This is a genomic window from Acrocarpospora pleiomorpha (genome assembly GCF_009687885.1).
In the GTDB taxonomy this organism is placed as follows: domain Bacteria; phylum Actinomycetota; class Actinomycetes; order Streptosporangiales; family Streptosporangiaceae; genus Acrocarpospora; species Acrocarpospora pleiomorpha.
The window spans coordinates 29,134-49,752 of sequence record NZ_BLAF01000078.1 but is presented as its reverse complement, the minus strand read 5'-3'; the positions used below and the strand labels follow the sequence as shown (position 1 = coordinate 49,752).

At 70.5% G+C, this 20,619-nt stretch carries 23 protein-coding genes; 13 read left to right on the top strand and 10 right to left on the bottom strand.

All coding sequences use genetic code 11. The features are described 5' to 3' along the window. Window positions 1-292 precede the first annotated feature (292 nt). Window positions 293-718 carry an NUDIX hydrolase gene (locus Aple_RS44485; protein ID WP_155350823.1) on the top strand — a complete coding sequence of 142 codons (426 nt, stop codon included), beginning with the start codon at window positions 293-295 and terminating at the stop codon, window positions 716-718. Window positions 719-1,002: 284 nt separating this feature from the next. Here the strand turns inward: Aple_RS44485 and Aple_RS44480 are convergent, their stop codons facing one another. Continuing rightward, window positions 1,003-1,659 (bottom strand): class I SAM-dependent methyltransferase, encoded by a 657-nt coding sequence (locus tag Aple_RS44480; RefSeq protein ID WP_155350822.1) that lies wholly within the window; start codon window positions 1,657-1,659, stop codon window positions 1,003-1,005. A 317-nt stretch (window positions 1,660-1,976) separates the two neighbouring features. Beyond that, on the bottom strand, window positions 1,977-2,918 hold the full coding sequence (locus Aple_RS44475; protein ID WP_155350821.1) for a helix-turn-helix transcriptional regulator: 942 nt from the start codon (window positions 2,916-2,918) through the stop codon (window positions 1,977-1,979). 260 nt (window positions 2,919-3,178) lie between these two features. Between Aple_RS44475 and Aple_RS44470 the strand changes: the two genes are divergently transcribed. After that, window positions 3,179-3,889 (top strand): alpha/beta fold hydrolase, encoded by a 711-nt coding sequence (locus Aple_RS44470; RefSeq protein WP_155350820.1) that lies wholly within the window; start codon window positions 3,179-3,181, stop codon window positions 3,887-3,889. A 32-nt stretch (window positions 3,890-3,921) separates the two neighbouring features. Here Aple_RS44470 and Aple_RS44465 read toward each other — a convergent pair whose 3' ends face one another. Further along, window positions 3,922-4,833: a S1C family serine protease gene (locus Aple_RS44465; RefSeq protein ID WP_155350819.1), complete on the bottom strand. Its 912-nt coding sequence runs from the start codon at window positions 4,831-4,833 to the stop codon at window positions 3,922-3,924. A gap of 121 nt (window positions 4,834-4,954) precedes the next feature. On the opposite strand from Aple_RS44465, the gene Aple_RS44460 reads away from it, so the two are divergent. The 4 genes from Aple_RS44460 (at window position 4,955) to Aple_RS44445 (ending at window position 8,139) form a co-directional block, all read left to right on the top strand. Next, window positions 4,955-5,680 carry an ABC transporter ATP-binding protein gene (locus Aple_RS44460; protein WP_155350818.1) on the top strand — a complete coding sequence of 242 codons (726 nt, stop codon included), beginning with the start codon at window positions 4,955-4,957 and terminating at the stop codon, window positions 5,678-5,680. Between the two features lie 73 nt (window positions 5,681-5,753). Next, complete coding sequence (locus Aple_RS44455) at window positions 5,754-6,479, top strand: ABC transporter permease (protein ID WP_155350817.1); 726 nt, start codon at window positions 5,754-5,756, stop codon at window positions 6,477-6,479. Between the two features lie 8 nt (window positions 6,480-6,487). Next, a complete protein-coding gene (locus Aple_RS44450) occupies window positions 6,488-7,537 on the top strand; it encodes a sensor histidine kinase (RefSeq protein ID WP_170321975.1) in 1,050 nt (349 codons plus the stop codon). Continuing rightward, complete coding sequence (locus Aple_RS44445; RefSeq protein WP_155350815.1) at window positions 7,534-8,139, top strand: response regulator transcription factor; 606 nt, start codon at window positions 7,534-7,536, stop codon at window positions 8,137-8,139. The genes Aple_RS44450 and Aple_RS44445 overlap by 4 nt, the downstream gene beginning before the upstream one ends. Here the strand turns inward: Aple_RS44445 and Aple_RS44440 are convergent. After that, complete coding sequence (locus Aple_RS44440; protein WP_155350814.1) at window positions 8,136-8,954, bottom strand: GDSL-type esterase/lipase family protein; 819 nt, start codon at window positions 8,952-8,954, stop codon at window positions 8,136-8,138. The two genes, Aple_RS44445 and Aple_RS44440, sit on opposite strands and share 4 nt — an antisense overlap. 166 nt (window positions 8,955-9,120) lie before the next feature. On the opposite strand from Aple_RS44440, the gene Aple_RS44435 reads away from it, so the two are divergent. Further along, a complete protein-coding gene (locus tag Aple_RS44435; RefSeq protein ID WP_155350813.1) occupies window positions 9,121-10,329 on the top strand; it encodes an isochorismate synthase in 1,209 nt (402 codons plus the stop codon). Here the strand turns inward: Aple_RS44435 and Aple_RS44430 are convergent. After that, a complete protein-coding gene (locus tag Aple_RS44430) occupies window positions 10,311-10,934 on the bottom strand; it encodes an IMPACT family protein (protein ID WP_155350812.1) in 624 nt (207 codons plus the stop codon). The two genes, Aple_RS44435 and Aple_RS44430, sit on opposite strands and share 19 nt — an antisense overlap. A 77-nt stretch (window positions 10,935-11,011) precedes the next feature. Here Aple_RS44430 and Aple_RS44425 point away from each other — a divergent pair, with 77 nt between their 5' ends. The 3 genes from Aple_RS44425 to Aple_RS44415 are packed head-to-tail and all read left to right on the top strand — an operon-like array spanning window position 11,012 to window position 12,846. Beyond that, complete coding sequence (locus Aple_RS44425; protein WP_155350811.1) at window positions 11,012-11,320, top strand: ArsR/SmtB family transcription factor; 309 nt, start codon at window positions 11,012-11,014, stop codon at window positions 11,318-11,320. Further along, window positions 11,317-12,048, top strand: coding sequence for an SRPBCC family protein (locus Aple_RS44420; RefSeq protein ID WP_155350810.1), 732 nt, complete (start codon window positions 11,317-11,319; stop codon window positions 12,046-12,048). The genes Aple_RS44425 and Aple_RS44420 overlap by 4 nt, the downstream gene beginning before the upstream one ends. A gap of 54 nt (window positions 12,049-12,102) precedes the next feature. Then, window positions 12,103-12,846, top strand: coding sequence for a GntR family transcriptional regulator (locus tag Aple_RS44415; RefSeq protein ID WP_155350809.1), 744 nt, complete (start codon window positions 12,103-12,105; stop codon window positions 12,844-12,846). Here the strand turns inward: Aple_RS44415 and Aple_RS44410 are convergent. From Aple_RS44410 to Aple_RS44400, 3 genes are all read right to left on the bottom strand, one after another. Beyond that, the gene (locus Aple_RS44410; protein ID WP_155350808.1) at window positions 12,827-13,459 is read right to left on the bottom strand and encodes a DedA family protein; all 633 of its coding nucleotides are present in this window, start codon (window positions 13,457-13,459) and stop codon (window positions 12,827-12,829) included. The two genes, Aple_RS44415 and Aple_RS44410, sit on opposite strands and share 20 nt — an antisense overlap. A gap of 85 nt (window positions 13,460-13,544) precedes the next feature. Continuing rightward, window positions 13,545-15,203 carry a 2-succinyl-5-enolpyruvyl-6-hydroxy-3-cyclohexene-1-carboxylic-acid synthase gene (menD, locus tag Aple_RS44405; RefSeq protein ID WP_155350807.1) on the bottom strand — a complete coding sequence of 553 codons (1,659 nt, stop codon included), beginning with the start codon at window positions 15,201-15,203 and terminating at the stop codon, window positions 13,545-13,547. 133 nt (window positions 15,204-15,336) lie between these two features. Beyond that, entirely contained in the window at window positions 15,337-16,269 is a 933-nt protein-coding gene (locus Aple_RS44400) for an o-succinylbenzoate synthase (protein ID WP_155350806.1), read from the bottom strand. Between the two features lie 180 nt (window positions 16,270-16,449). Between Aple_RS44400 and Aple_RS44395 the strand changes: the two genes are divergently transcribed. From Aple_RS44395 to Aple_RS44385, 3 genes are all read left to right on the top strand, one after another. Further along, a complete protein-coding gene (locus tag Aple_RS44395) occupies window positions 16,450-17,565 on the top strand; it encodes an AMP-binding protein (protein WP_155350805.1) in 1,116 nt (371 codons plus the stop codon). Window positions 17,566-17,615: 50 nt separating this feature from the next. Next, a complete protein-coding gene (locus tag Aple_RS44390) occupies window positions 17,616-17,930 on the top strand; it encodes a hypothetical protein (protein ID WP_155350804.1) in 315 nt (104 codons plus the stop codon). Window positions 17,931-18,116: 186 nt separating this feature from the next. Beyond that, window positions 18,117-19,328, top strand: a complete 1,212-nt coding sequence (locus Aple_RS44385; RefSeq protein WP_155350803.1) for an RNA polymerase sigma factor — start codon at window positions 18,117-18,119, stop codon at window positions 19,326-19,328. On the opposite strand, the gene Aple_RS44380 is transcribed toward Aple_RS44385, so the two are convergent. Then, window positions 19,325-20,077 (bottom strand): VOC family protein, encoded by a 753-nt coding sequence (locus Aple_RS44380; RefSeq protein ID WP_155350802.1) that lies wholly within the window; start codon window positions 20,075-20,077, stop codon window positions 19,325-19,327. The two genes, Aple_RS44385 and Aple_RS44380, sit on opposite strands and share 4 nt — an antisense overlap. An 85-nt stretch (window positions 20,078-20,162) precedes the next feature. Beyond that, window positions 20,163-20,555 (bottom strand): hypothetical protein, encoded by a 393-nt coding sequence (locus Aple_RS44375; RefSeq protein ID WP_155350801.1) that lies wholly within the window; start codon window positions 20,553-20,555, stop codon window positions 20,163-20,165. Window positions 20,556-20,619 lie beyond the last annotated feature (64 nt).

The following is a 20,619-nucleotide window of genomic DNA, read 5'->3' as shown; positions in this document are numbered from 1 at the left end:
CCCTTTGTCTGTCTCCGGGATCTGCCCGGCCCCGCCGTTCCCGCACGAAATGACAGCCATGACGTGATGGACCACAGCACCGACGTTCAGTCCTCCCGCGCAAAGCTCAACCGCCTTCAGATCACGACCCATCAGCGAACGAGCGCAACTGGTTTTGCTCGTGAGATCCGAGAGTTGGGTTCCGCATCATATTTCGTGATGGTAGCGATACGGAAAGCTCCGTTGATGCGTCGGAATCCAGCGACCGTTCCCCGGCGCGGCCGGGTACGTCCGATCTGGAATGCTGGCAGGCATGCTTAGCGACGGTGTGATGAAAGTGGTGGCAGCGGCCGTCGTCGATCGAGGACGTCTGCTCGTCGTCAGCAAGAAGGCCGCGCCAGAGGTGTTCTACCTACCCGGGGGAAAGGCCGAGGCAGGAGAGAGCCCGGAGGAGACCCTGGTTCGGGAGCTGAGCGAAGAACTCGGCGTTGTGCCCCGCGACATGGACCTGCTTGGCCAGATCGAGGACATGGCTGCGCTTGAAGGTGTGCCGATGCGCATGACGGTTTTCACGGCCAGACTGGCCGGACGCCCAACGCCCGCCGCTGAACTTGCCGCCCTGGGGTGGACCGACGGGCGTGATGACTACGAACCTCGCCTGGCCCCAGCGGTTCGCAACCAGGTGCTCCCCTTGCTCGTCCGAGCAGGAGTTCTCGTTCGTGCTCATCACGAAATTTAGCCAGAGCCGAGAGCTGACCACGATTTTCGTGAGTTCTGACCGCACTTGCCGGCTGAGACCGTGACTTTTGTTCGCGAGAAATGACCGCACTCCGGCAGGCCCGTCCCGGGAGACGTTGCCCGTCGCGAGGAGCTGAACTGGGCCGGCAATTTTGGTGAGATGCCTGCCTCATGACGGGTGCGGTCGGCGGTGGGCCCGGGGTGGCCCTGGGTGGTACTGACGAGGATCGTTTCAGTTGATCTTGCCCAGATGGCTCTGTCAACCAGAGGCGGGCCGGGGGTCTCCTAACAAGGGAGGGCTTCAGATTGCCCGAGTGCACTGGTGACGGGTTGGCGTGCCCAGAACAGCGCGTGACCGCTGTCTCCCTCGGGAACGAACTGCTGGTCGATGATCGCCAGGCCAGCTTGGCGCAGCCAGGACCGGTAGGTGGTGGCGTCGGCGTGACTCCACCACATGGCGGCGGGCCCGCCGAGCCAGTTGTCCTGCGTGCCGGTCCAGGCGTCCTGCCCGGTGGTGGCGAGGAGCCAGCCGCCGGGGCGCAGCCAGCGGGCGATGTCGTGCAGCAGGCGCGGCTGGCGGTCGAGCGGCATGTGAATCAGCGCGTAGAGGCAGATGACGGCGTCGAAGGAGCCGGGCGGGAAGTCCAGTTCGGTGGCGTCGGCGCGGATGAAGGCGGCGCCCGGGACGAGCCGGCGGGCGCGCTCGACCTGGACGTCGCTGATGTCCACGCCGGTCACCTGGTGCCCGACGGCGGCGAGGTGCCGGGTGACCGGGATGCCGCAACCGCATCCCAGGTCCAGGATCTGGCCTCGCCCGGGGAGGCGATCCCGCAGATCGGCCCGCCAGCGGTCGTACTCGTGTGCTGCGTCGTCGTCACTGCGGTAGTGGCGAGAAAGCGCGTTGTAGCCGGAGCGGACCAGATCTGCTGGATGGGTGTCCATGGCGAGCAGGCTATGCGCATGCGGGGTCGCGGCCGTGGCTGAGGTAAGCGCGCAGGGCTGGGCAGGCGACGGTCGCGGCGTGCTCGTCGGGCCTGTCGTCTGGCGTTATGGCTGGTCTTGCCCGAAGAGGTTCTCGCCGTCGCTGCCACCGAGGAGGAAGGTGAAGCGGTCCAGGCCGTAGGCGGGTCACCGAATGTAGGACAGGAAGGAGGGCGTGAGCGTGGCGGGGTCGGCGGCGAGTATGTCGTACGGTCGAAAATCACGAACAACGACTTCACCAAAACAGGGTCGCAGCCACACCTGGCAAGCACCTGCGGTCAACTCTCATGAACAAAACCACGCAACCGATCCGCCAGAGCTAGAACCTCCACGCGCAACTTGTCTGGTCGTACGACCGCAAAGGACCAGCCCAGCCCGGCCAGCATTTGAGCCATCCCATCGAGGCGCTCGGCCCGCGCCACCAACCGAACCCCGGAACCGATCTCCGTCAGGGATCCCACCGAAGGAGGGACGCGCCGCCTTACCTCCTCCAGGGGTGCGTGCAGCACCACCTCGACCTCGTGCCGGAACGGAACGCCCGCCAGGGAGTCCAAGACGTGAGTGACCGCGTTGAAATCGTCCGGGGGCGCGAAAGTCTCCTCCAGGAGGTCGACGGAAATCACCCGGTCGGCGCGGAATGTACGGAGTTCCTGGCGAAGGTGGTCGAAACCGGTCACATACCAGCGGGCGGAGTGCAGGACCAGGCCGTAAGGGTCCAGGTCGCGAGTGGTCGGGGCGCCGCGGAAGGAGCGGTATCGCATCTGGACCCTGCGGCGGCGGCGTGTCGCGTCCGCGAGTGACAGCAGGGCCGACGGGGGCAGCGGAGGCGAGGCGGGGCGGTGGAAGGCCAGGCCGACCGTTTCCGAAATGGCCCGGACGCGCTCTCCCAGGGCTTTGGGGAGGACGCGTTCGATCTTGGCCAGGGCACTTTCCGTACCCAGGGCGACCCCGTTGTGACGGCCTACCAGCAGGCCCAGAACCACCGCCGTCGCCTCGTCCTCCGACAACATCAATGGCGGCAGCTTGAAACCCGGCAGCAACCGATACCCGCCGTAACGCCCACGATCCGCCTGAACCGGCACACCCAGATCGGTCAACCGGGCGACGTAGCGGCGGATGGTGCGCTCGTCGACCTCCAGGCGGGCGGCCAGTTCCGGGCCGGTCAGACCGGGCCGAGCCTGAAGCAGCTCCAACAGAGTAAGCACACGATTCGTCGTCATATCAGGACCGATTCTGTCCGGATATATCCATACAGTCGAGACAACGAATCAGACGAATCAATGGACCTCAACGTCGTCGAGGATTGGCACGGCGCTCACGAAAGTCTCGTTCCCCGGCAAGGGCGGCTTGCTCGGGTCGAGACCAGCAACGAATCAGAGGAACCAAGGACCTCAACGCCGTCAAGAACCAGCACAACACCCCAACCCCAACGCAACAACCGCGAGCACGCACCGGAACAACAACCAATCAGAGGAGCGTAATGAGTACTTTTGTCCTGGTGCCGGGATTCTGGCTGGGTGCGTGGGCCTGGAAGGATGTTGTCGATGATCTTCGGGCGGCGGGGCATGTCGCGTACCCCCTCAGTCTCACGGGGCTTGCCGATCGAGTGCACCTGGCCTCGCCTGAGCTCTCCCTCGACGATCACATCAGCGACATCGTCAACCTCATCACCTACGAGGACCTGCACGACGTCATCCTGGTCGCGCACAGTGGAAGCGGTGGCACGGTCACCGCGGCCGCTGACAGGATCCCCGAACGTGTCGCCCGTGTCGTCTACGTCGACAGCGGCCCGGTCCCGGACGGTATGGCCCAGATAGACCTCGTCGGACGCGAAACTGTAGAGGTCGCGCTCGTCGACGGCTACCGGTTCCCTTTCATCTCCTTGGAGAGCCATCCCGGCGCCGAGGGCCTGACTCAGGAGGCCAGGGACCTGATGGGCGCCCGGGCCACCGACCAGCCGCTCGGCCCGATCAACCAGCCCATCTTCCTCACGGGCGCCGTCGACAAGGTTCCTAAAACGCTCGTGAGCTGCATGTTCTCAACAGCCCAGATAAGGGACCTGATTGCCCAAGGCCACCCTTACTTCGCTGCGGTGACCGGAACGGAGTGGCAGATCCGCGAACTCCCCACCAGCCACTGGCCGATGTTCTCCCGCCCAGCGGACCTCTCGGCACTGCTGCAAGCCTTGTAAGTACCTGAAGTAAGCACCCAAAGCGACCGTCTTTACAAAGTAGAGTACGGCGTGAGCTCCGTCGGTTCCGCGATCACATCCACCAGGGCGCCGTTGCGCAGCACCGTCACCGGCAACGGCCGCCCGATCGCCTCCGCGAACATCAGCCGCTGCAGCCCCTGCGCGTCCCCCACCGGCTTGCGCCCCGCGCTCAGCACCAGATCCCCCGCCCGCAACCCGGCCCGCGCCGCCGGAGACCCCGCGACCACCTCCACCACCCGCAACGCGCTCGCCTGCCCGACCCGCTCCCTGATCGCGGGCGGCAGCGGCGCGGGTGTCGTGACCAGCCCGAGGTAGGCCCGCCGTACCCGCCCGTCGCGCATCAGCGCGGCCACGATCGACCGCGTCGTGGAGTTGATCGGAACCGCCAGGCCCAGACCGGTCCCGGCCACCGCCGTGTTGATGCCCACCACGTGCCCGCCGGCGTCGGCGAGCGCGCCGCCGGAATTGCCGGGGTTGAGGGCCGCGTCGGTCTGGATGACATCCTCGATCAGCCGCACCGCGGACCCGCTGCGCGCCGGCAGCGAACGCCCTAAACCCGACACCACCCCGGCGGTCACCGAGCCGGTGAGGCCCAGTGGCGTGCCCACGGCCACCACCAGCTGGCCGACCACCAGCGTGTCGCTGTCCCCCAGCGTGACCGGCGGCGGGGTGGGCTCCAGCGCCCGCAGCACCGCCAGATCCGACAGCGGATCCGCGCCGACGACCGCGAACTCCGCGCTCGTCCCGTCGGAGAAGGCGGCGGAGCCCGTACGCGCCGAGCCGACCACATGCGCGTTCGTGAGCAGGAACCCATCCGCCGTGAAGATCACCGCGGAGCCGCTCGACCGCCCCGCCTTGACGCTCGCCACCTTGGGCGTCAGCTCCGCCGCGACGGACGCGACGATCCTGGAGTACTCATCCATGGGGCACCACCTTCATACACCAATTACTTCATTACACCTCATAACCCAGGACATTTGTCCTCCCGAACAGAGGATTGTGCGGCCTGCCGGGCCAGCGGCCCCGAAAATTACCGTTCCGACCATGACGAACGCCGTCGTCCTCGACGACATCCGCAAGAGCTACCACGACGTGACCGCCGTCGACGGGCTCTCCCTCACCATCCCCGAAGGCCAGACGCTGGCCCTGTGCGGCGCCAACGGCGCCGGGAAGTCCACCACCATCGGCATGCTGCTCGGCGTGATCACGCCCGACTCCGGGCACGCCCGCCTGTACGACCGCGACCCCACGCAAGCCGTACAGCGCGGACTGGTCGGCGCGATGCAGCAGGAAGGCGGCACACCACCGCGGGTCACCGTGAAGGAGCTGCTGACCTTCATCCGGGCGACCTACCCGAACCCGCTGCCGATGGCCGAGGTCGTCGCCACCGCCCAGATCGCCGGGCTCGAGCGCAAACGCGTCGACCGCCTGTCCGGCGGCCAGCGCCAGCGGGTGCGCTTCGCGATGGCCCTGGCGGGCGACCCCCGCCTGCTGGTCCTGGACGAACCCACCGCCGCCCTGGACGTGCGCGCCCGCCGCGAATTCTGGGCCGCCATGCGGCGCCTCACCGACCAGGGCAAGACCATCGTCTTCGCCACCCACTACCTGGAAGAGGCCGATCGGCAGGCCGACCGCATCGTCGTCCTCGCCGAAGGCCGGATCGCCGCCGAGGGCACCGGCGCCGACATCAAGGCGGCGGCCGAACTCGCCGCCGGAAGCCCTCTTGAGGACGCCTTCCTCGCCCTTATCGCCCACAAACCCCTCCCATAGACAGGCGCCGACCAGGCACCTCACCGCAGGGGCTGTCCAGATCACGACATCAAACCTCGAAGGAGAACCGGGGATGATCCCCTATATCCGGCTCGAAGTCCGCAAGATGCTCCGCGACACCGGCTACGTGACCATGGGCCTGGCCGTCCCCCTGATCATGTATCTGCTCTTCACCACCCTGGCCATCCCCGCCGAGGACCGCCCGGAGGGCGCGCTCTGGTCGATGATCGGCCTGGCCGCGTACGGCGCGCTCGGCGGCGCCTTCAGCAACGGCACCGGCACCGCCGAGGACAAATCCCTCGGCTGGCTGCGCCAGCTCCGCCTCACCCCGCTCACCCCCTGGCAGGTCATCAGCGGCAAGACGGCGACGGCCGCGATCATCGTGGTCCCCTCGATCGCGCTCGTCCTGTCCGCGGGCGCCTTCGTCAACCAGGTCAGGCTCGACCCGACGCAGTGGATCGCCGTCATCGCCCTGCTCTGGGCAGGCACGATCCCGTTCAGCCTGCTCGCCCTGGGCAACGGCTACCTGCTCTCCCCGCAGAACGCCGCCGCCGCCAACTTGGCCGGATATATCGGCCTATCGGTGATCGGCGGGCTCTGGTTCCCCACCAACAACCTCCCCGGCTGGCTCGGCACGGCCGCGACCTGGAGCCCCGTCCACGGCTACGCCAACCTCTCCTGGAGCGTCGCCTTCGACCACGCCCCCAATCCTCGCTCCGCCCTGGTGCTGCTCGCCTGGTCCGCCGCCTTCGCCGCCTACGCCAGGTACGGTTACCTACGCTCCGCCCGCATGGTCTGATGGAAACCGTGAACACCCCCGACCGGACCGGGATCCACGTCTGGGTCCTGCTCAGCGGGTTCCCCATCGCCGAGATCGTCTCCGGCCGCGACCAGCCGCTCTGGCTGGCCTGGCCCGCGATCGCCGCCATCGCCGCCCTCTACCTGTGGACCACCCGGCTCGCCTTCACCGACCGCGACAGGGCCACCAGGATCGCCCTCCCCCTCCTGATCGCGGTGGGCGTCGCGTCCGCCGTCGCCTTCCAGGGCGCCTGGTCGTTCGTGCTGACCATGGCCGCGATCGCCACCGGAACCACCGTCAGGGCCGCCCGCGGCATGCTGCTCCTGCTCGCCCTCACCGCGGTGGCCCTGGCCGTGAACGCCGACCTCGGCCCGCTCCTGATGATGTTCTCCGGCTGGGGCGTGTTCGTCGCCGGGCTCATCCCGTGGATCATCGTCCAGCTCTGGGACACCATCCACGAGCTGACCGAGACCCGCAAGGAGCTCGCCCGCGTCGCCGTCTCGGAGGAGCGGCTGCGCTTCTCCCGCGACCTGCACGACCTGCTCGGCCACACCCTCTCGGTCATGGTCGTCAAGGCCGAGGCCGTGCGCCGCCTCGCCCCCGGCGACGGCGAGGCCGCCGCCCGGCAGGCCGCCGACATCGAGCAGATCGGCCGCCAGGCCCTCGCCGAGGTGCGCGCCGCCGTCACCGGCTACCGCGGGCGCGGCCTGGACGCCGAACTCGCCACCGCCCGCGACGTGCTCGCCGACGCGGGCATCAGCCTGCGCGTCCAGACCTCCGCCGTACGGCTCCCGCCCGAAACCGACGCCCTCCTCGGCTGGGCCGTACGCGAAGGAGTGACGAACGTCATCCGCCACAGCGCCGCCCGCTCCTGCCAGATCACCCTCAGCGACACCGGCGGCCTCGAACTGGAGATCCTCGACGACGGCCAGGGCGCGCCGGAGCCGGTGGAGGGAAACGGGCTCGGCGGGCTGCGGGAACGGGTCGAGGCGGCCGGGGGGCGGCTGGCGGTCGCCGGGGCGAGCGGGTTCCGGTTGCGGGTGACCGTACCGGCATGATCAGGATTTTGCTGGCCGAGGACCAGACGATGATGCGCGGCGCGCTCGCCCTGCTGCTCGGCCTGGAGCCGGACATGGAGATCGTCGCGCAGGTCGCCGGCGGCGACGAGGTGGTCGCCGCCGCGCTGGACGCGCGGCCCGACGTGGCCCTGCTCGACATCGAGATGCCCGGCCGCGGCGGTCTGGAGGCCGCGGCCGACCTGCGCGAGCGGGTGCCCGGCTGCCGGGTGGTGATCCTCACCACGTTCGGCCGGCCGGGCTACCTGCGCCGGGCGATGGAGGCGGGCGCCTACGGCTTCCTGGTGAAGGACGGCCCGGTGGAGGAGCTCGCCGCCACCATCCGCCGGGTGCTGGCGGGGGAACGCGTGATCGACCCGGCCCTGGCCGCCGCCGCGCTCAGCGCCGGGCCGAGCCCGCTCACCGACCGGGAACGCGACGTGCTCACGGTCGCGGGCGACGGCGCCACGATCGCGGACATCGCCGCCCGCCTGCACCTGTCGGAGAGCACGGTGCGCAACTACCTGTCCTCGGCCATCGGCAAGACCCGCACCCGCAACCGGGTCGAGGCGGCCAGGCTGGCCCGCCACAACGGCTGGCTCTAGACCTTCTCGAGATCGGCCATCTCCCTGAACGTGATCTCGGCCAGCGCCCGCTGCCCCGCGACGTTCGGATGGAAGAAGTCCCACCCGCTGACCTGGTCGAGCGTGAACGGGTAGGCGAAGACCTGGCCGCCGTCGTAGCGGCAGCCGGGGCCGTACTCGGCGCAGGCCGCCTCCAGCTGTGAGTTGTACGCCACGACCCGCGCCCGCACGCGATCCCGGCGCTCGACGTCCTTCTTCGCCGTCGACCCCGGATTGGCCAGCAGCGCCTGGCAGACCTTGCCGATCGACCAGAACGTCCTGGCCAGCGGGTTGTCCTTGCCGACACGCCACAGATGCTTGAGGTCGGGGACGCTGGCCAGGAACACCCGCGCCCCGGTCGGCCGCAGTTCCCGTAACGCCGCCGCGATCCGCTGCCGGTAGGCGGCCACCGGCGTCATCTGCTTCTCGGTACGGACGCAGGCGTCGTTGGCCCCGATCAGGATCGTGACATAGGTGGCCTTGGCCGCCACCGCCGCGCGCGCCTGCCCGAGCAGATCGGCGCTGACCGACCCGGACACGGCGAAATTCAAGCCTTTCACGTCCGCCCCCGCGGCCAGCATGCGCAGATAGTGACTGTTGACCTCCGGGTGATCGCCCGCCGCCCAGGAGCGCGAGGGGCAGGCGACATACCAGCCGCAGGCGTTGAAACCCACGCTGATCGAATCCCCGAGCGCCGCCAGCACCACCGGTTCGGCACGGGCCGCCGCCAAAGCCGCCGTCCCGGTCATCGGCCAGCACAACGCGGCCACGAGCACGGGCGTGATCTTCTTGATCATGGGCACCTCCGGGAGCCCAAGCTAGAGATCGCGAAGATGTCTGCTCTATCACCATCCGGGCAGGCGTCCCTTCCATGACCAACTTCCTATCGGCCCTTGACATGGAGCCCCCGCTCAAAGGGCACCCAATGTCGAACACGTTCAGTTTCTGCGTAGAGTGTGTGGAGTGAGTGTCGCTCTCGGACTACAACGTCCCCTGGTGGTTCGCACGGTTCCGGTCGACGACGTCGGCGACCTGATCGCGCGCCTCCCCGACAGCGCCCCTTACGCCTGGGTGCGGCACGGCGACGGCCTCGTCGGCTGGGGAGAGGCCGCCGGCGTCACCGTCCCGCACGGCCCCGGCCGCTTCGCCTGGGCGCGCGCCTGGCTCAACTCGATCTTCCAAGCCGCCGACATCCACGACGAGGTCCGCCTGCCCGGCTCGGGACCGGTCGCGTTCGGCTCCTTCACCTTCGACCCCGGCTCCCCCGGCTCCACGCTGGTCGTGCCCAGGACCGTGCTGGCCCGCCGGGACGGCCGCGCCTGGCTGACCACCATCGGGGAGGAGACCCTCGACCTGGTCACCCCGGTCCGCACGCCCGGCCGGATCCGCTACAGCGACGGCTCGCTCACCTCGATGGAGTGGGAGCACGCGGTCGCCACCGCGGTCAAGGAGATCACCGGCGGCCGCCTGGACAAGGTCGTGCTGGCCCGCGACCTGATCGCCACCGCCGACCGCAGGATCGACCCGCGCGCCCTGCTGGCCCGGCTCGCCTCCCGTTACCCCGAGTGCTACACCTTCTCCGTGGGCGGCCTGGTCGGCGCGACCCCCGAGCTTCTGGTCCGGCACACCGGCCGGGCGATCGAGTCGCTCGTGCTGGCCGGGACCTCGCCCACCGGCGCCGACCCCGCCGACCTGTTCTGCTCGGAGAAGAACCAGTACGAGCACGTCTGCGCCGTCACCTCCGTTCGGGACGCGCTCGCCCCCCTCTGCGAGACCCTGGACGTGCCCGACCGGCCCGAGCTCCTGGTCCTGCCGAACGTGCAGCATCTGGCCAGCCGGGTCACCGGGCGCCTGTCCGACGGCGCGTCCGTGCTGGACGTGGTCGCCGCCATGCATCCCACCGCCGCCGTCGGCGGCACCCCGACCGAGACCGCGCTCGAGGTCATCCGCGAGCTGGAGGACATGGACCGGGGCGGCTACGCCGGCCCGGTCGGCTGGATCGACGCCCGCGGCGACGGCGAATGGGGCATCGCGTTACGCTGCGCCGCCATCACCGGCGACCGCGCCCGCCTGTTCGCCGGCTGCGGCATCATGGGCGAATCCGACCCCGCCGGAGAATTAGCCGAAGCCCAGGCCAAACTCCGCGTCATGCGCTACGCCCTGGAGGGCTGAGCGGGAACGTGCAGCCCGGCGCCCGGCGCCGCTGCCGCGCGACCCGCCGTAGCCGTGGCCAGCCAGTCGGTGAAGCCCGGCAGGCCGCTTTCCGTGACCGCGACCTCGAAGGCGACCTGGTTGCCGTAGTCGACGCCGCGAGGCGGGTGGCCGGAGACCCGTAGATCGTTCTCCAGGCGGCCGGCGTGGGCGTGGTCGATGGTGACCGTGACCAGCCGGGCCGGGACCATGGTGATCGGCGACGCCCGGTCGAGAGTCTCGCCCACCACGCCTCCGTACGCCCGGACCAGGCCGCCCGCGCCGAGCAGCACGCCGCCGAAATACCGGGTGACCACCGCCACGACGTCCGCGAACCCCCGCCGGATCAGCACGTCCAGCATCGGCGTCCCCGCCGTCCCGCCGGGCTCGCCGTCGTCGTCGGCCTTCCGTATCCGGGTGCCGATCACATAGGCGGTGCAGTTGTGCGAGGCGTCCGCCCGCCGCCGCGCCGCGATGAACGCCCGCGCCTCCTCCTCCGACCCGGCCGGAGCCAGGGCGCACAGAAACCGCGACCGCCGCACCTCGGTCTCGTGCTCCACGACCTCGCTGACGGTGGTGTACGGCATGCGCCCAGGATACCGCCTTTACAAAGTATGTCCTATATCCGTTTGCCGGCATATTCCCTCATCGGTATATTCAAAGAGTGCTGTTCGACGTGCTCGCCGAGCCGACCCGGCGGCGGATCCTGGACCTGCTCCTGGAGCGCCCGCATCCGGTCGGCGAACTGACCGCCCGGCTCGGTCTGACCCAGCCGGGCACCTCCAAACATCTGCGCGTGCTCCGCGAGGCCGGCCTCGTCCAGGTCCGGATCGACGCGCAACGCCGCTGGTATGAGCTCTGCCCGGCCCCGCTGGCCGAGATCGACACCTGGCTCACGCCGTACCGGCGACTCTGGGCCACCAGCCTCGACGCGCTGGAACTCCACCTCGAGACGATGGAGAACGATCAATGAACGAGACCCTGCACACCGTCGACGGCCGCACCGTGCTGCGGATGGAGCGGCTGCTCGCCCACCCCGTCGAGAAGGTCTGGCGGGCGATCACCGACCCCGCCCACCTCAGCCAGTGGTATCCGTTCCCCGCCGCCGAACTCGACCTGCGCCCCGGCGGGACGATCATCTTCGACGACGGCGCGGGCACCGTGCTGAAGGCCGTGATCACCGAGCTCGACCCGCCGCGCGTCTTCGCGTTCAGCGAGCACGCCCCCGCCTCGGTCCCCCGCGAGAGCGACGACCTGGTCCGCTTCGAGCTCCGCCCCGAGGCCGCCGACTGCCTGCTGATCTTCACCCACACCTTCGACGACAGGTACGCGGCGGCCAGCTACGCCTCCGGCTGGCAGACCTGCCTGATCGCCATGGAATTCCTCCTCGAAGGCCGCCCCTTCACCCCGCCCGAGGGCAACTTCCCCGAGCTCCACGAGGAGTACGTCACCCGGTTCCACCTCGACGAAGGCACCCGCGTTCCCGGCGGAGTGCGCTTCGAGCGCCAGCTCACCGTCCCGATCACCCAGGCCCAGGCGGCCCTGGAGAAGGCGGACTGGCCCCCGGCCGACTGCCACCTGTCCGACGGAACCGGCCACGGCGCCCGCCTGGTCGTCACCGCGCCCGACTCCGGCGACCCCGACCGGGCGCTGATCGAATGGCGGGAGCGCATCAACCGCTTCGCCCGCGACCGCGGCTGAGGGTTAGCTGAGGGTAAATTGTCTTGACATTCTGACCTCCGGTAACCTCGGACAGTGACATCGACTCGGTTGGAATTCGACCTGGACCGGTCGAGCCCCGTGCCCCTCTACTTCCAGGTGGCCGAGCAGATCTCGGAAGCGATCAGAACCGGCGAGCTGACACCGGGCTCCCGGCTGGACAACGAGATCCTGCTGGCCGACCGGCTCGGTCTGTCCCGCCCCACGATCCGGCAGGCGATCCAGTATCTGGTCGACAAGGGGCTGCTGGTCCGCAAGCGCGGCGTCGGCACCCAGGTCGTGCACGGCCAGGTCAAACGTTCGGTGGAGCTCACCAGCCTCTACGACGACCTGCGCCGCGCGGGCCAGGATCCCGCCACCCGGGTGCTGTCCATCGGCACGGCGGCCGCGGACGAGACGGTGGCCGAGGTGCTCGCCGTACCGATCGGAACCGAGGTCATGCACCTGGAGCGGCTGCGTTTCGCCGCCGGGGAGCCGCTCGCGCTGCTGCGCAACTGGCTGCCGCTCGGCCTGGCCCCGCTGACCGCCGACGCGCTGGCCGAGCGCGGTCTCTACGAGCTGCTGCGCGCCGCCGGGGTGCGCATGCGGGTGGCCAACCAGCGCATCGGCGCCCGCGCCGCCTCCCCGGCCGAGGCCCGCCTGCTCGGGGAACGCCGCGGCGCCCCCCTGCTCACCATGGTCAGGACCACCTACGACGACCAGGGCCGCGCGGTCGAGCACGGCTCGCACGCCTACCGGGCCTCGCACTACTCCCTTGAGGTCACGCTGATTGAGCGCTGACCTCCTCGGCCACGCTCCGGGCGGCGACCCGCTTCTTCAGCCACAGCGTGGTGCCGATCCCGAACAGGACGGCGACGACCAGCCCCACCCAGGAGAAGCCCTTCAGCCACTGCTCGGCGACCACGCCCAGGTAGTAGACGGCCGCCGTGGTCCCGCCCGCCCAGGCGATCCCGCCGAGCACGTTCGCCACCAGGAACCGCCAGTACGGCATCCGCAGCGCCCCCGCGAGCGGCCCCGCCAGGATCCGCAGCAACGCCACGAACCGCCCGAAGAACACCGCCCACATCCCGTACCGCTGGAACATCGCCTCCGCCTTGGCGATGTGCGCGGGCCCGAAATGTTTGGGGAACCGCCGCCCCAGCCGGTCGAACAGCGGTTTGCCGCCCTTCTTCCCGATCAGATAGCCGATCGAGTCGCCGACGATGGCGCCCGCGCTCGCGCAGACGCCCACCATGACCGGGCTCACCACGCCCTTGGCCGCCAGCAGGGCCGAGCTGACCAGCACGATCTCCCCCGGCAGGGGGATGCCCAGGCTCTCCAGACCGATCACCAGGCCGACCAGGGCATAGACCCAGACGGCCGGAATCGACTGCAACCATTCCTCGACGTGCATGCTCAACCCCTGTCGTCCGGACAGCCCATTCTTCCCTGACCGGAAGAGTGCCGGAGCCACCTTGCGAACGACCTGCGAACGAGCGTCAGTAGCCGAGAGTGGTCAGACCGGCCAGCGCCGCCTCCCGCATCCTGCCGCGCACCGCGACGGAGGCCGCCCGGTCGGTCCGCACCTCCACGATCCGCAAACCGTCCCCCTTGATCGCCCGGGACAGCTCGTCCGGCTCCTCGACCCGCGTGTACGGCGTGCCGGTCGCCGCCGCCAGATATCCCAGATCCACCCCGTGCGGCGTCCCGAAGACCCGCTCGAAGGGCGCTCCCAGGCTCGCCTGCGGCAACATCGAGAAGATCCCGCCGCCGTCGTTGTTGGCCACCACCAGGCAGAGATCGGGCCGGGGCTCGCGCGGCCCCAGGATCAGCCCGTTCTGGTCGTGCAGGAGCGTCAGATCCCCGACCAGCGCGTAGGAGGGGCCGTTGTGGGCGAGCGCGGCCCCGATCGCCGCCGACACCACCCCGTCGATCCCGGACGCCCCCCGGCAGGCCATCAGCCGCAGCCCGCGCCTGGGCCGCATCGCCCAGTCCAGATCCCGGATCGGCAGCGAGGAGCCGCAGAACAGCTGGGCCCCGTTGGGCAGCAGCGCGCCCAGATCCCGGGCCGTCCTGGGCTCGCTCATCCCGGCGGAGTCCAGCACCTGGTCGATGGCGTCCCGGGTGGTGAGATCGGCGTGCCGCCAGGAGTTCAGCCAGTCGTCGTCCCCGGCCGTGACCGGGATCTCGACCGCCTGCGCGACCTGGGTGGCCGACCGGGTCGGATCCGGCCACCTGGTCAGGTCCTGGGCGACGACGATGTGCTCCTGCGCGCGCTTCAGCCAGGACAGCAGCGGCCGCGACAGGCCCGGCCGGCCCAGCGTGACCACCACGTCCGGCACGTGCGCCTCGGCGAAGGCCTGGTTGCCCAGCAGGAAGTGGTAGGTGGAGACGGCGTGGTCGCCGTACCGGCCGTTGCCGCTGGGCTCGGACAGGACCGGCCAGCCGGCCATGCCCGCCGCGGCCACGTACCGCCGGACGTTGCTGGCGCCGTCGCCCACCACGAGCACGCCGCGCCGGGTCGGCGAGATGTGCAGCGCCGCCGACGGCGGCGCGACCCTGGACCTGATCCACGGCCCGTTGGCGTCGCCGTCCAGCGACTCGCACCAGGCCGAGTCCCCGTCGGGGATCAGCGGCTCGCGGAAGGCCAGATTGAGGTGCACCGGCCCGGGATCCATCGGCCCGGCCGCCCGCTGGTAGGCCCGGCACGCCAGCGACCGCCAGTACGCCACCTGCCCCGGCCGCTCCTCCGGCACGCCCACCTCGGCGAACCAGCGGACCGCTGAGCCGAACAGCTTCACCTGGTCGATCGTCTGGTTCGCGCCCGTGCCGCGCAGCTCCGGCGGCCGGTCGGCGGTGAGCACCAGCAGCGGCACCCCCGACTCGTGCGCCTCGATCACGGCCGGGAAGAAGTTGGCCGCCGCCGTCCCGGAGGTGCAGATCAGCGCGACCGGTTTCTCGGCGCGTTTGGCCAGCCCGAGCGCCAGGAAGGCGGCGGACCGTTCGTCGATCCGCACGTGCAGCCGCAGCCGGGAGTCGGCGTGCGCGGCCAGGGCGAGCGGGGCGGAGCGGGAACCGGGGGCGAGCACGACCTCGGTGAGCCCACAGCGGACCAGCTCGTCGACGAGCACGCCCGACAACGCGGTGGCCGGATTCACGAGAGACCTCCGCTTGGCCGCGCCTGTGTCTGGACTGAGGAACGCAGGTCGCGAAGCGGCCGGAGTGACGAGGGAAGACGCAGGCTGAGGGCGGCCAAGCCCGCCGTGCCGGAGGCGCGGCCATAAACACTGCCTAGCGCGCGAGACATGCGGCCGCCTCCTCCATCCGTCGAACCCACTTCGGCGACTCGATCTCGAAGCGCGCCAGCGCGGCTTCGTCCACCTCCGGACGCCGTACGGCGATCGCCCCGGCCACGGGGGTGAGCGAGTCCGCGACAACGTCCCCGGTCAGGAGGGACATGGTCCCGAGGCCGCAAGCGTACGGCAATTCGGGCAATGCGGCGGCCAGGGCGAGACCGGCGGCGAGCCCCACCGAGGTCTCCACCGCGCTGGACACCACGGCGGGCAGCCCGCAGGCCTCCACCACGCGCAGCGCGGCGCGCACCCCGCCGAGCGGCTGGACCTTGACCACGGCGATGTCGGCGGCCTCGGCGGCGCGCACCCGCAGCGGATCCTCGGCCTTGCGGATGGACTCGTCGGCCGCGATCGGGACGTCGACCCGGCGCCTGACCTGGGCGAGCTCGTCCAGGGATGGGCAGGGCTGCTCGGCGTACTCCAGGGTGAACCGGTTCAGCTCCTTGAGCCGCAGGACCGCCTCGTCGACGTCCCAGCCGCCGTTGGCGTCCACCCGGATCTTCCCGGCCGGGCCGAGCGCGTCCCGGACGGCCTCCACCCGGGCCAGGTCCGCGGCGAAGTCCTGGCCCCGCTCGGCGACCTTGATCTTCGCGGTCCCGCAGCCGGACGCCTTGGCCAGCTCGAAGGCCCGCGCGGCGGGCACGGCGGGGATGGTGGCGTTCACCGGGATGGTCGAGCGCACCGGGTCCGGCCAGCCTTCGAAGGCGGCCTCGCGGGCGCAGGCGAGCCAGCGGGCGCACTCGGCGGGGCCGTACTCCGGGAAGGGCGAGAACTCGCCCCAGCCGGCCGGGCCGCGCAGCAGCACCCCCTCCCGGGCCGTCTGCCCGCGGAACCGCAGGCTCATGGGAATGCCGAAGACCCGCGTCGTCATCGTCGCGCTCGCCTCCACAGGGCTGGTGGGTTGGGGAGACAAGCGTCGCATCACCCGACAACCGCCTCCCAGCCGCCGCGCCGTGACCGCACGTCCCGGGCCCTCGGGACGGTCCACGAGAAACCCCAGCCGCGCCGTGGCGGCTGGGTAGATCACGCCTTTGTCACTAATCTTGCGAGCGTGCCAGAACGCGCTGTCCATGCCCTGCTGCTCCCGCCCGGCCCCGAACTCCTGGAATCGGTGCGGAAGGCCGTTTTCGCCGAAGGGCCCGCCGTGCTGCCGCTCTCCCCCGGCCTCCCGGCGGCGGCCCTGAAGGCGACCCTGGACGCGCTGCGCCCCACCCACGTGATCACTCCGGATGGGGTGGAGCGGGTCGCGGGCGGCGCGCCGACCCGCGCCGAGGTGGCGGTGATCATCGCGACCTCGGGCTCCACGGGCGCGCCCAAGGGCGTGGAGCTGAGCGCGGCGGCCCTGGTCGCCTCCGCGGCGGCCTCGCTCCAGCGGATCGGCGCGGCCGGCGAGCGGTGGCTGTGCTGCCTGCCGACCTCCCACATCTCCGGCCTCCAGGTGCTGGTCAGGGCGATGCTGAGCGAGACCGTGCCGATCGTGCACGAGCGGTTCTCGGCCGGGGCGGTGGCCGCGTCGGGGGCCGGGCACGTGTCCCTGGTGCCGACCCAGTTGCGCCGCCTGGTCGACTCCGGCGCAGATCTGTCCGGGTTCCGGACGATCCTGCTGGGCGGCGCCGCCGCTCCCCCGGACCTGCTGGCCGCCCATCCGGGGATCGTCACCACCTACGGGATGAGCGAGACGAGCGGCGGCTGCGTGTACGACGGCACGCCCCTTTACAATGTAGATCTGGAAATCGGGCCCGACGGCCGGATCTCGATCGGCGGGCCCGTGCTGTTCTCCGGCTACCGCTTCGGGGAGCCGTTCGGCGGCGGCCGCTACCGCACCTCCGACCTCGGGATCTGGGAGGGCGGCCGGCTGACCGTGCTCGGCCGGGCCGACGACGTGATCAACACCGGCGGCCAGAAGGTCGTCGCCGGCAGCGTGGCCGCCGTGCTGGCCGAACATCCCGGCGTGGACGAGGTGGCCGTGCTCGGCCGTCCCGACCCCGAGTGGGGCGAGATCGTCGTCGCCGTCGTGGCCGGTCCGGCCGAGCTCGGCGAGCTGCGCGCCTTCGCCAAGGAACGCCTGCCCGCCTACGCCGCGCCACGTGCGGTCATGCGCGTTCGTTCACTCCCGCTGCTGCCCAACGGCAAACCCGATATGGTCGCCTTGCGGAACCAAATATGACCTGCGCTCGTCATACAGTTGCGTAAGCCCGCCACTAGGAGGACGTGCCCGTGCTGATTCCCACGCCCAAGATGCTGATCTCCGCTGGAGTCGTCGGCGCGATCCTCGTGGGCGGGGTGGCCGTGGCGCACACCGCTTCGGCGGGGCGGCTGAACGAGGAGTCGCTGCGGCTCAAGGAGGTCACCCGCGCGACCCCGGCGCCGGACTCCGGCGTGGTCTCCGAGCCGGAAACGGACCCGAATGTGGTCTCCCGGCTCATGCCCGGTGACCCGGGCGAGATCTCCGAGTACTGGACCAAGGAACGGCTGGAGGACGCGCAGCCGATGCCGATTCCGGAAGTGTCCATCAGCATCCTGCCCAACTGAGTCCCGCGCGGGCGGGCCAATCCACCGCCCCCGGCATTCTCGGGCCCCTGGGAACAAATCACGCCTTAAGGCGTTATTGCTACTGGCACGCCGGAGCGACGAGCCACCCGCCGCCGACTTCCTGACCGAGCCGGAACAGCCCATTCAGAATCACTTTACGCACGAAGTCAAGGAGGAGGTGTCCTCATGCCCCGAACCGCCGTGGCGGCCTCGCGCGCACGCGAAACGACCCCCACGACGCTCGACCAGCTCCTTGAGCGAGGCCGCGCGCAGGGTCACCTTTCCCTGTCCGAACTCCGCCAGGCCTTCACCGAGGCGGGCGTCGGCGCCGCGGAGGGCCGCACCCTGGTGCGCGAACTCACCGAGGCCGGGGTGAGCCTGGCCGATACCCCCCAAACCACGGCGGCGGAGGAGGATTTCGACCCTCAGGAGGCCGAGGCCGAGGCCCAGTCGATCGACATCGACGACAACACCTCCGTCATGGGCGACTCCGTCCACACCTACCTCAAGTCCATCGGCCGCCGCACGCTGCTCACCGCCGCCCAGGAGGTCGAGCTCGCCCGCCGGATCGAGGCCGGCCTGTACGCCGAGTACAAGCTGGAGGAGGCCGAGGAGTCCGGCGAGCGCCTGCCCCCCGGCTTCCGCGAGGACCTGGAGTGGGTGATCGAGGACGGCCGCCGCGCCAAGGACCACATGCTGGAGGCCAACCTCCGCCTGGTCGTCTCGGTGGCCAAGAAGTACACCGACCGCGGCATGGCCCTGCTGGACGTCGTCCAGGAGGGCAACCTCGGCCTGATAAGGGCGGTCGAGAAGTTCGACTACACCAAGGGCTTCAAGTTCTCCACGTACGCGATGTGGTGGATACGCCAGGCCATACAGCGCGGCTTCGCCGACTCGGCCCGGACGATCCGGCTGCCCGTGCACGTGCTGGAGATGCTGTCCAAGCTGTCGCGCGTCGAGCGGGACATGCACCAGCGCCTCGGCCGCGAGCCCACCCCCGAGGAGCTGGCCGTCGAGCTGGACAAGACCCCCGACCAGATCGAGGAGCTGCTGCGCACCAGCCGCCAGCCGATCAGCCTGGACTCCACCATCGGCGAGGACGGCGAGACCCGGATCGGCGACCTGATCGAGGACGTGGACTCGCTGGAGGCCTCCGAGGTGGTGGACCGGCAGCTGCTGGCCGAGCAGCTGCGCGGCGTGCTCGCCAACCTGTCCCCGCGCGAGGCGCGCATCATGGCGCTGCGCTTCGGCCTGGCCGACGGCAAGCCGCACACCCTGGACGAGATCGGCAAGCACCTGGGCCTGACCCGGGAGCGCATCCGCCAGCTGGAGAAGGAGTCGCTGTCCAAGCTGCGCCACCCCAGCAACACGATCCCGCTCCTGGACTGGGCCAGCTAACTAGCCAACTCGATCAGCGAGAACACCGCGCCCTGCGGGTCGGAGGCCACGGTCACCCGGCCCGAAGGCAGCGCGAACGGCGGGATCTCGATGACGCCGCCGAGCGACTCCACCCGGTCGGCGGCGGCCAGGCAGTCGGCCACCGCGAAGTAGACCATCCAGTGCGGCACGATCTCCTGCGGCCAGGCGTCGGTCATCTCCACCATGCCGGTCACGGTCTCCCGCGGCCGGCGCAGGTCGAACTCGGTGTAACTGCCGGAGACCCGGCCCTGCCAGCCGAACACCCGCCGGTAGAACTCCGCCGCCACCTCGGTGTCCCGGACGGCCAGCTCGTGCCAGCAGAACGTGCCCGGCACGTGATGCATGGCCGCCCCGGGAAAGTCCCGTTCCTCCCAGACCCCGAACATCGCCCCCGCCGGGTCGGCGAGCAGCGCCCCCCAGCCCTGCTCCCGGCCCTCGTCGAAAACCTGATCGGGCCCGGAAAGCAACCGCCCACCCGCCTGTACGGCATGCTTGACGCTCTCGTCGAGATCGTCCACCGCCATATGGGTGACCCACCCGGCCTCCCGGACCGGCCCGAACCCCGCCACCGGCTGGGCGCGCAGCAGCGCGGTCGAATGACTACGCCCCCGCGGCTCGAAGTCCCAGCCGAACAGCCCGTGGTAGAACTCCTCCGCCCCGGCCAGGTCCCCCGTGCCGAGATCGACCCAGCATGGCTTACCCGCCGCGTAACGCGCCCGTCCGGCCATCCGCCCTCCCGTACCTCACGGTAAGCTCCGGCGGCGGAACGTGCCCAGCGGTTGCGTGATCGGTTATCCGTTATCCGGGATCTCGCTATCCCGGAACGTTGTCCGGAACCCGGACGATCCCGGTCAGCCGGTGCTCCTCGCGGAGCGTCCGCAGCCGGTTCACCTCGGCGGTCCACTTGGCGCCCTCGGGCGTGGCCCGGCCCTTCCTGCGCCGGATCCGGTCGTCATACGCCTTGACCCCGAAGGTGGCCCGCTGCGCCGACTCGGCCGACCGCAGCGCCCCCGAGATCGCCTGGTCCAGCGCCACCCCGGCGGCCCGCAACTCCGCCCCCGGCGCGTGGGCGGCCCGCTTGGCGCGGTACTCCCGCTCCGCCGTGCGGGCGCGCTCCAGCATCGCCGGATAGCCCTTCGCCGCCTCCTGGTCGGCGTGGTAGCGAACCTCCGCCTCCCGGCTCACACGCGGACGGAAAAACGCCATCGTCAGCCCCTCAAACTCTGTCCAACCCTTACTGCCGGTAGCGTACGCGGTCCCGCCGACAGTC

Coding starts and splice junctions, on each gene's coding strand:
- Aple_RS44460 (WP_155350818.1), top strand. CDS start 4,955: ATGACGAACGCCGTCGTCCTCGACGACATCCGCAAGAGCTACCACGAC.
- Aple_RS44440 (WP_155350814.1), bottom strand. CDS start 8,954: ATGATCAAGAAGATCACGCCCGTGCTCGTGGCCGCGTTGTGCTGGCCG.
- Aple_RS44480 (WP_155350822.1), bottom strand. CDS start 1,659: ATGGACACCCATCCAGCAGATCTGGTCCGCTCCGGCTACAACGCGCTT.
- Aple_RS44475 (WP_155350821.1), bottom strand. CDS start 2,918: ATGACGACGAATCGTGTGCTTACTCTGTTGGAGCTGCTTCAGGCTCGG.
- Aple_RS44410 (WP_155350808.1), bottom strand. CDS start 13,459: ATGCACGTCGAGGAATGGTTGCAGTCGATTCCGGCCGTCTGGGTCTAT.
- Aple_RS44430 (WP_155350812.1), bottom strand. CDS start 10,934: ATGCCGTACACCACCGTCAGCGAGGTCGTGGAGCACGAGACCGAGGTG.
- Aple_RS44470 (WP_155350820.1), top strand. CDS start 3,179: ATGAGTACTTTTGTCCTGGTGCCGGGATTCTGGCTGGGTGCGTGGGCC.
- Aple_RS44455 (WP_155350817.1), top strand. CDS start 5,754: ATGATCCCCTATATCCGGCTCGAAGTCCGCAAGATGCTCCGCGACACC.
- Aple_RS44465 (WP_155350819.1), bottom strand. CDS start 4,833: ATGGATGAGTACTCCAGGATCGTCGCGTCCGTCGCGGCGGAGCTGACG.
- Aple_RS44400 (WP_155350806.1), bottom strand. CDS start 16,269: ATGACGACGCGGGTCTTCGGCATTCCCATGAGCCTGCGGTTCCGCGGG.
- Aple_RS44445 (WP_155350815.1), top strand. CDS start 7,534: ATGATCAGGATTTTGCTGGCCGAGGACCAGACGATGATGCGCGGCGCG.
- Aple_RS44375 (WP_155350801.1), bottom strand. CDS start 20,555: ATGGCGTTTTTCCGTCCGCGTGTGAGCCGGGAGGCGGAGGTTCGCTAC.
- Aple_RS44385 (WP_155350803.1), top strand. CDS start 18,117: ATGCCCCGAACCGCCGTGGCGGCCTCGCGCGCACGCGAAACGACCCCC.
- Aple_RS44420 (WP_155350810.1), top strand. CDS start 11,317: ATGAACGAGACCCTGCACACCGTCGACGGCCGCACCGTGCTGCGGATG.
- Aple_RS44380 (WP_155350802.1), bottom strand. CDS start 20,077: ATGGCCGGACGGGCGCGTTACGCGGCGGGTAAGCCATGCTGGGTCGAT.
- Aple_RS44485 (WP_155350823.1), top strand. CDS start 293: ATGCTTAGCGACGGTGTGATGAAAGTGGTGGCAGCGGCCGTCGTCGAT.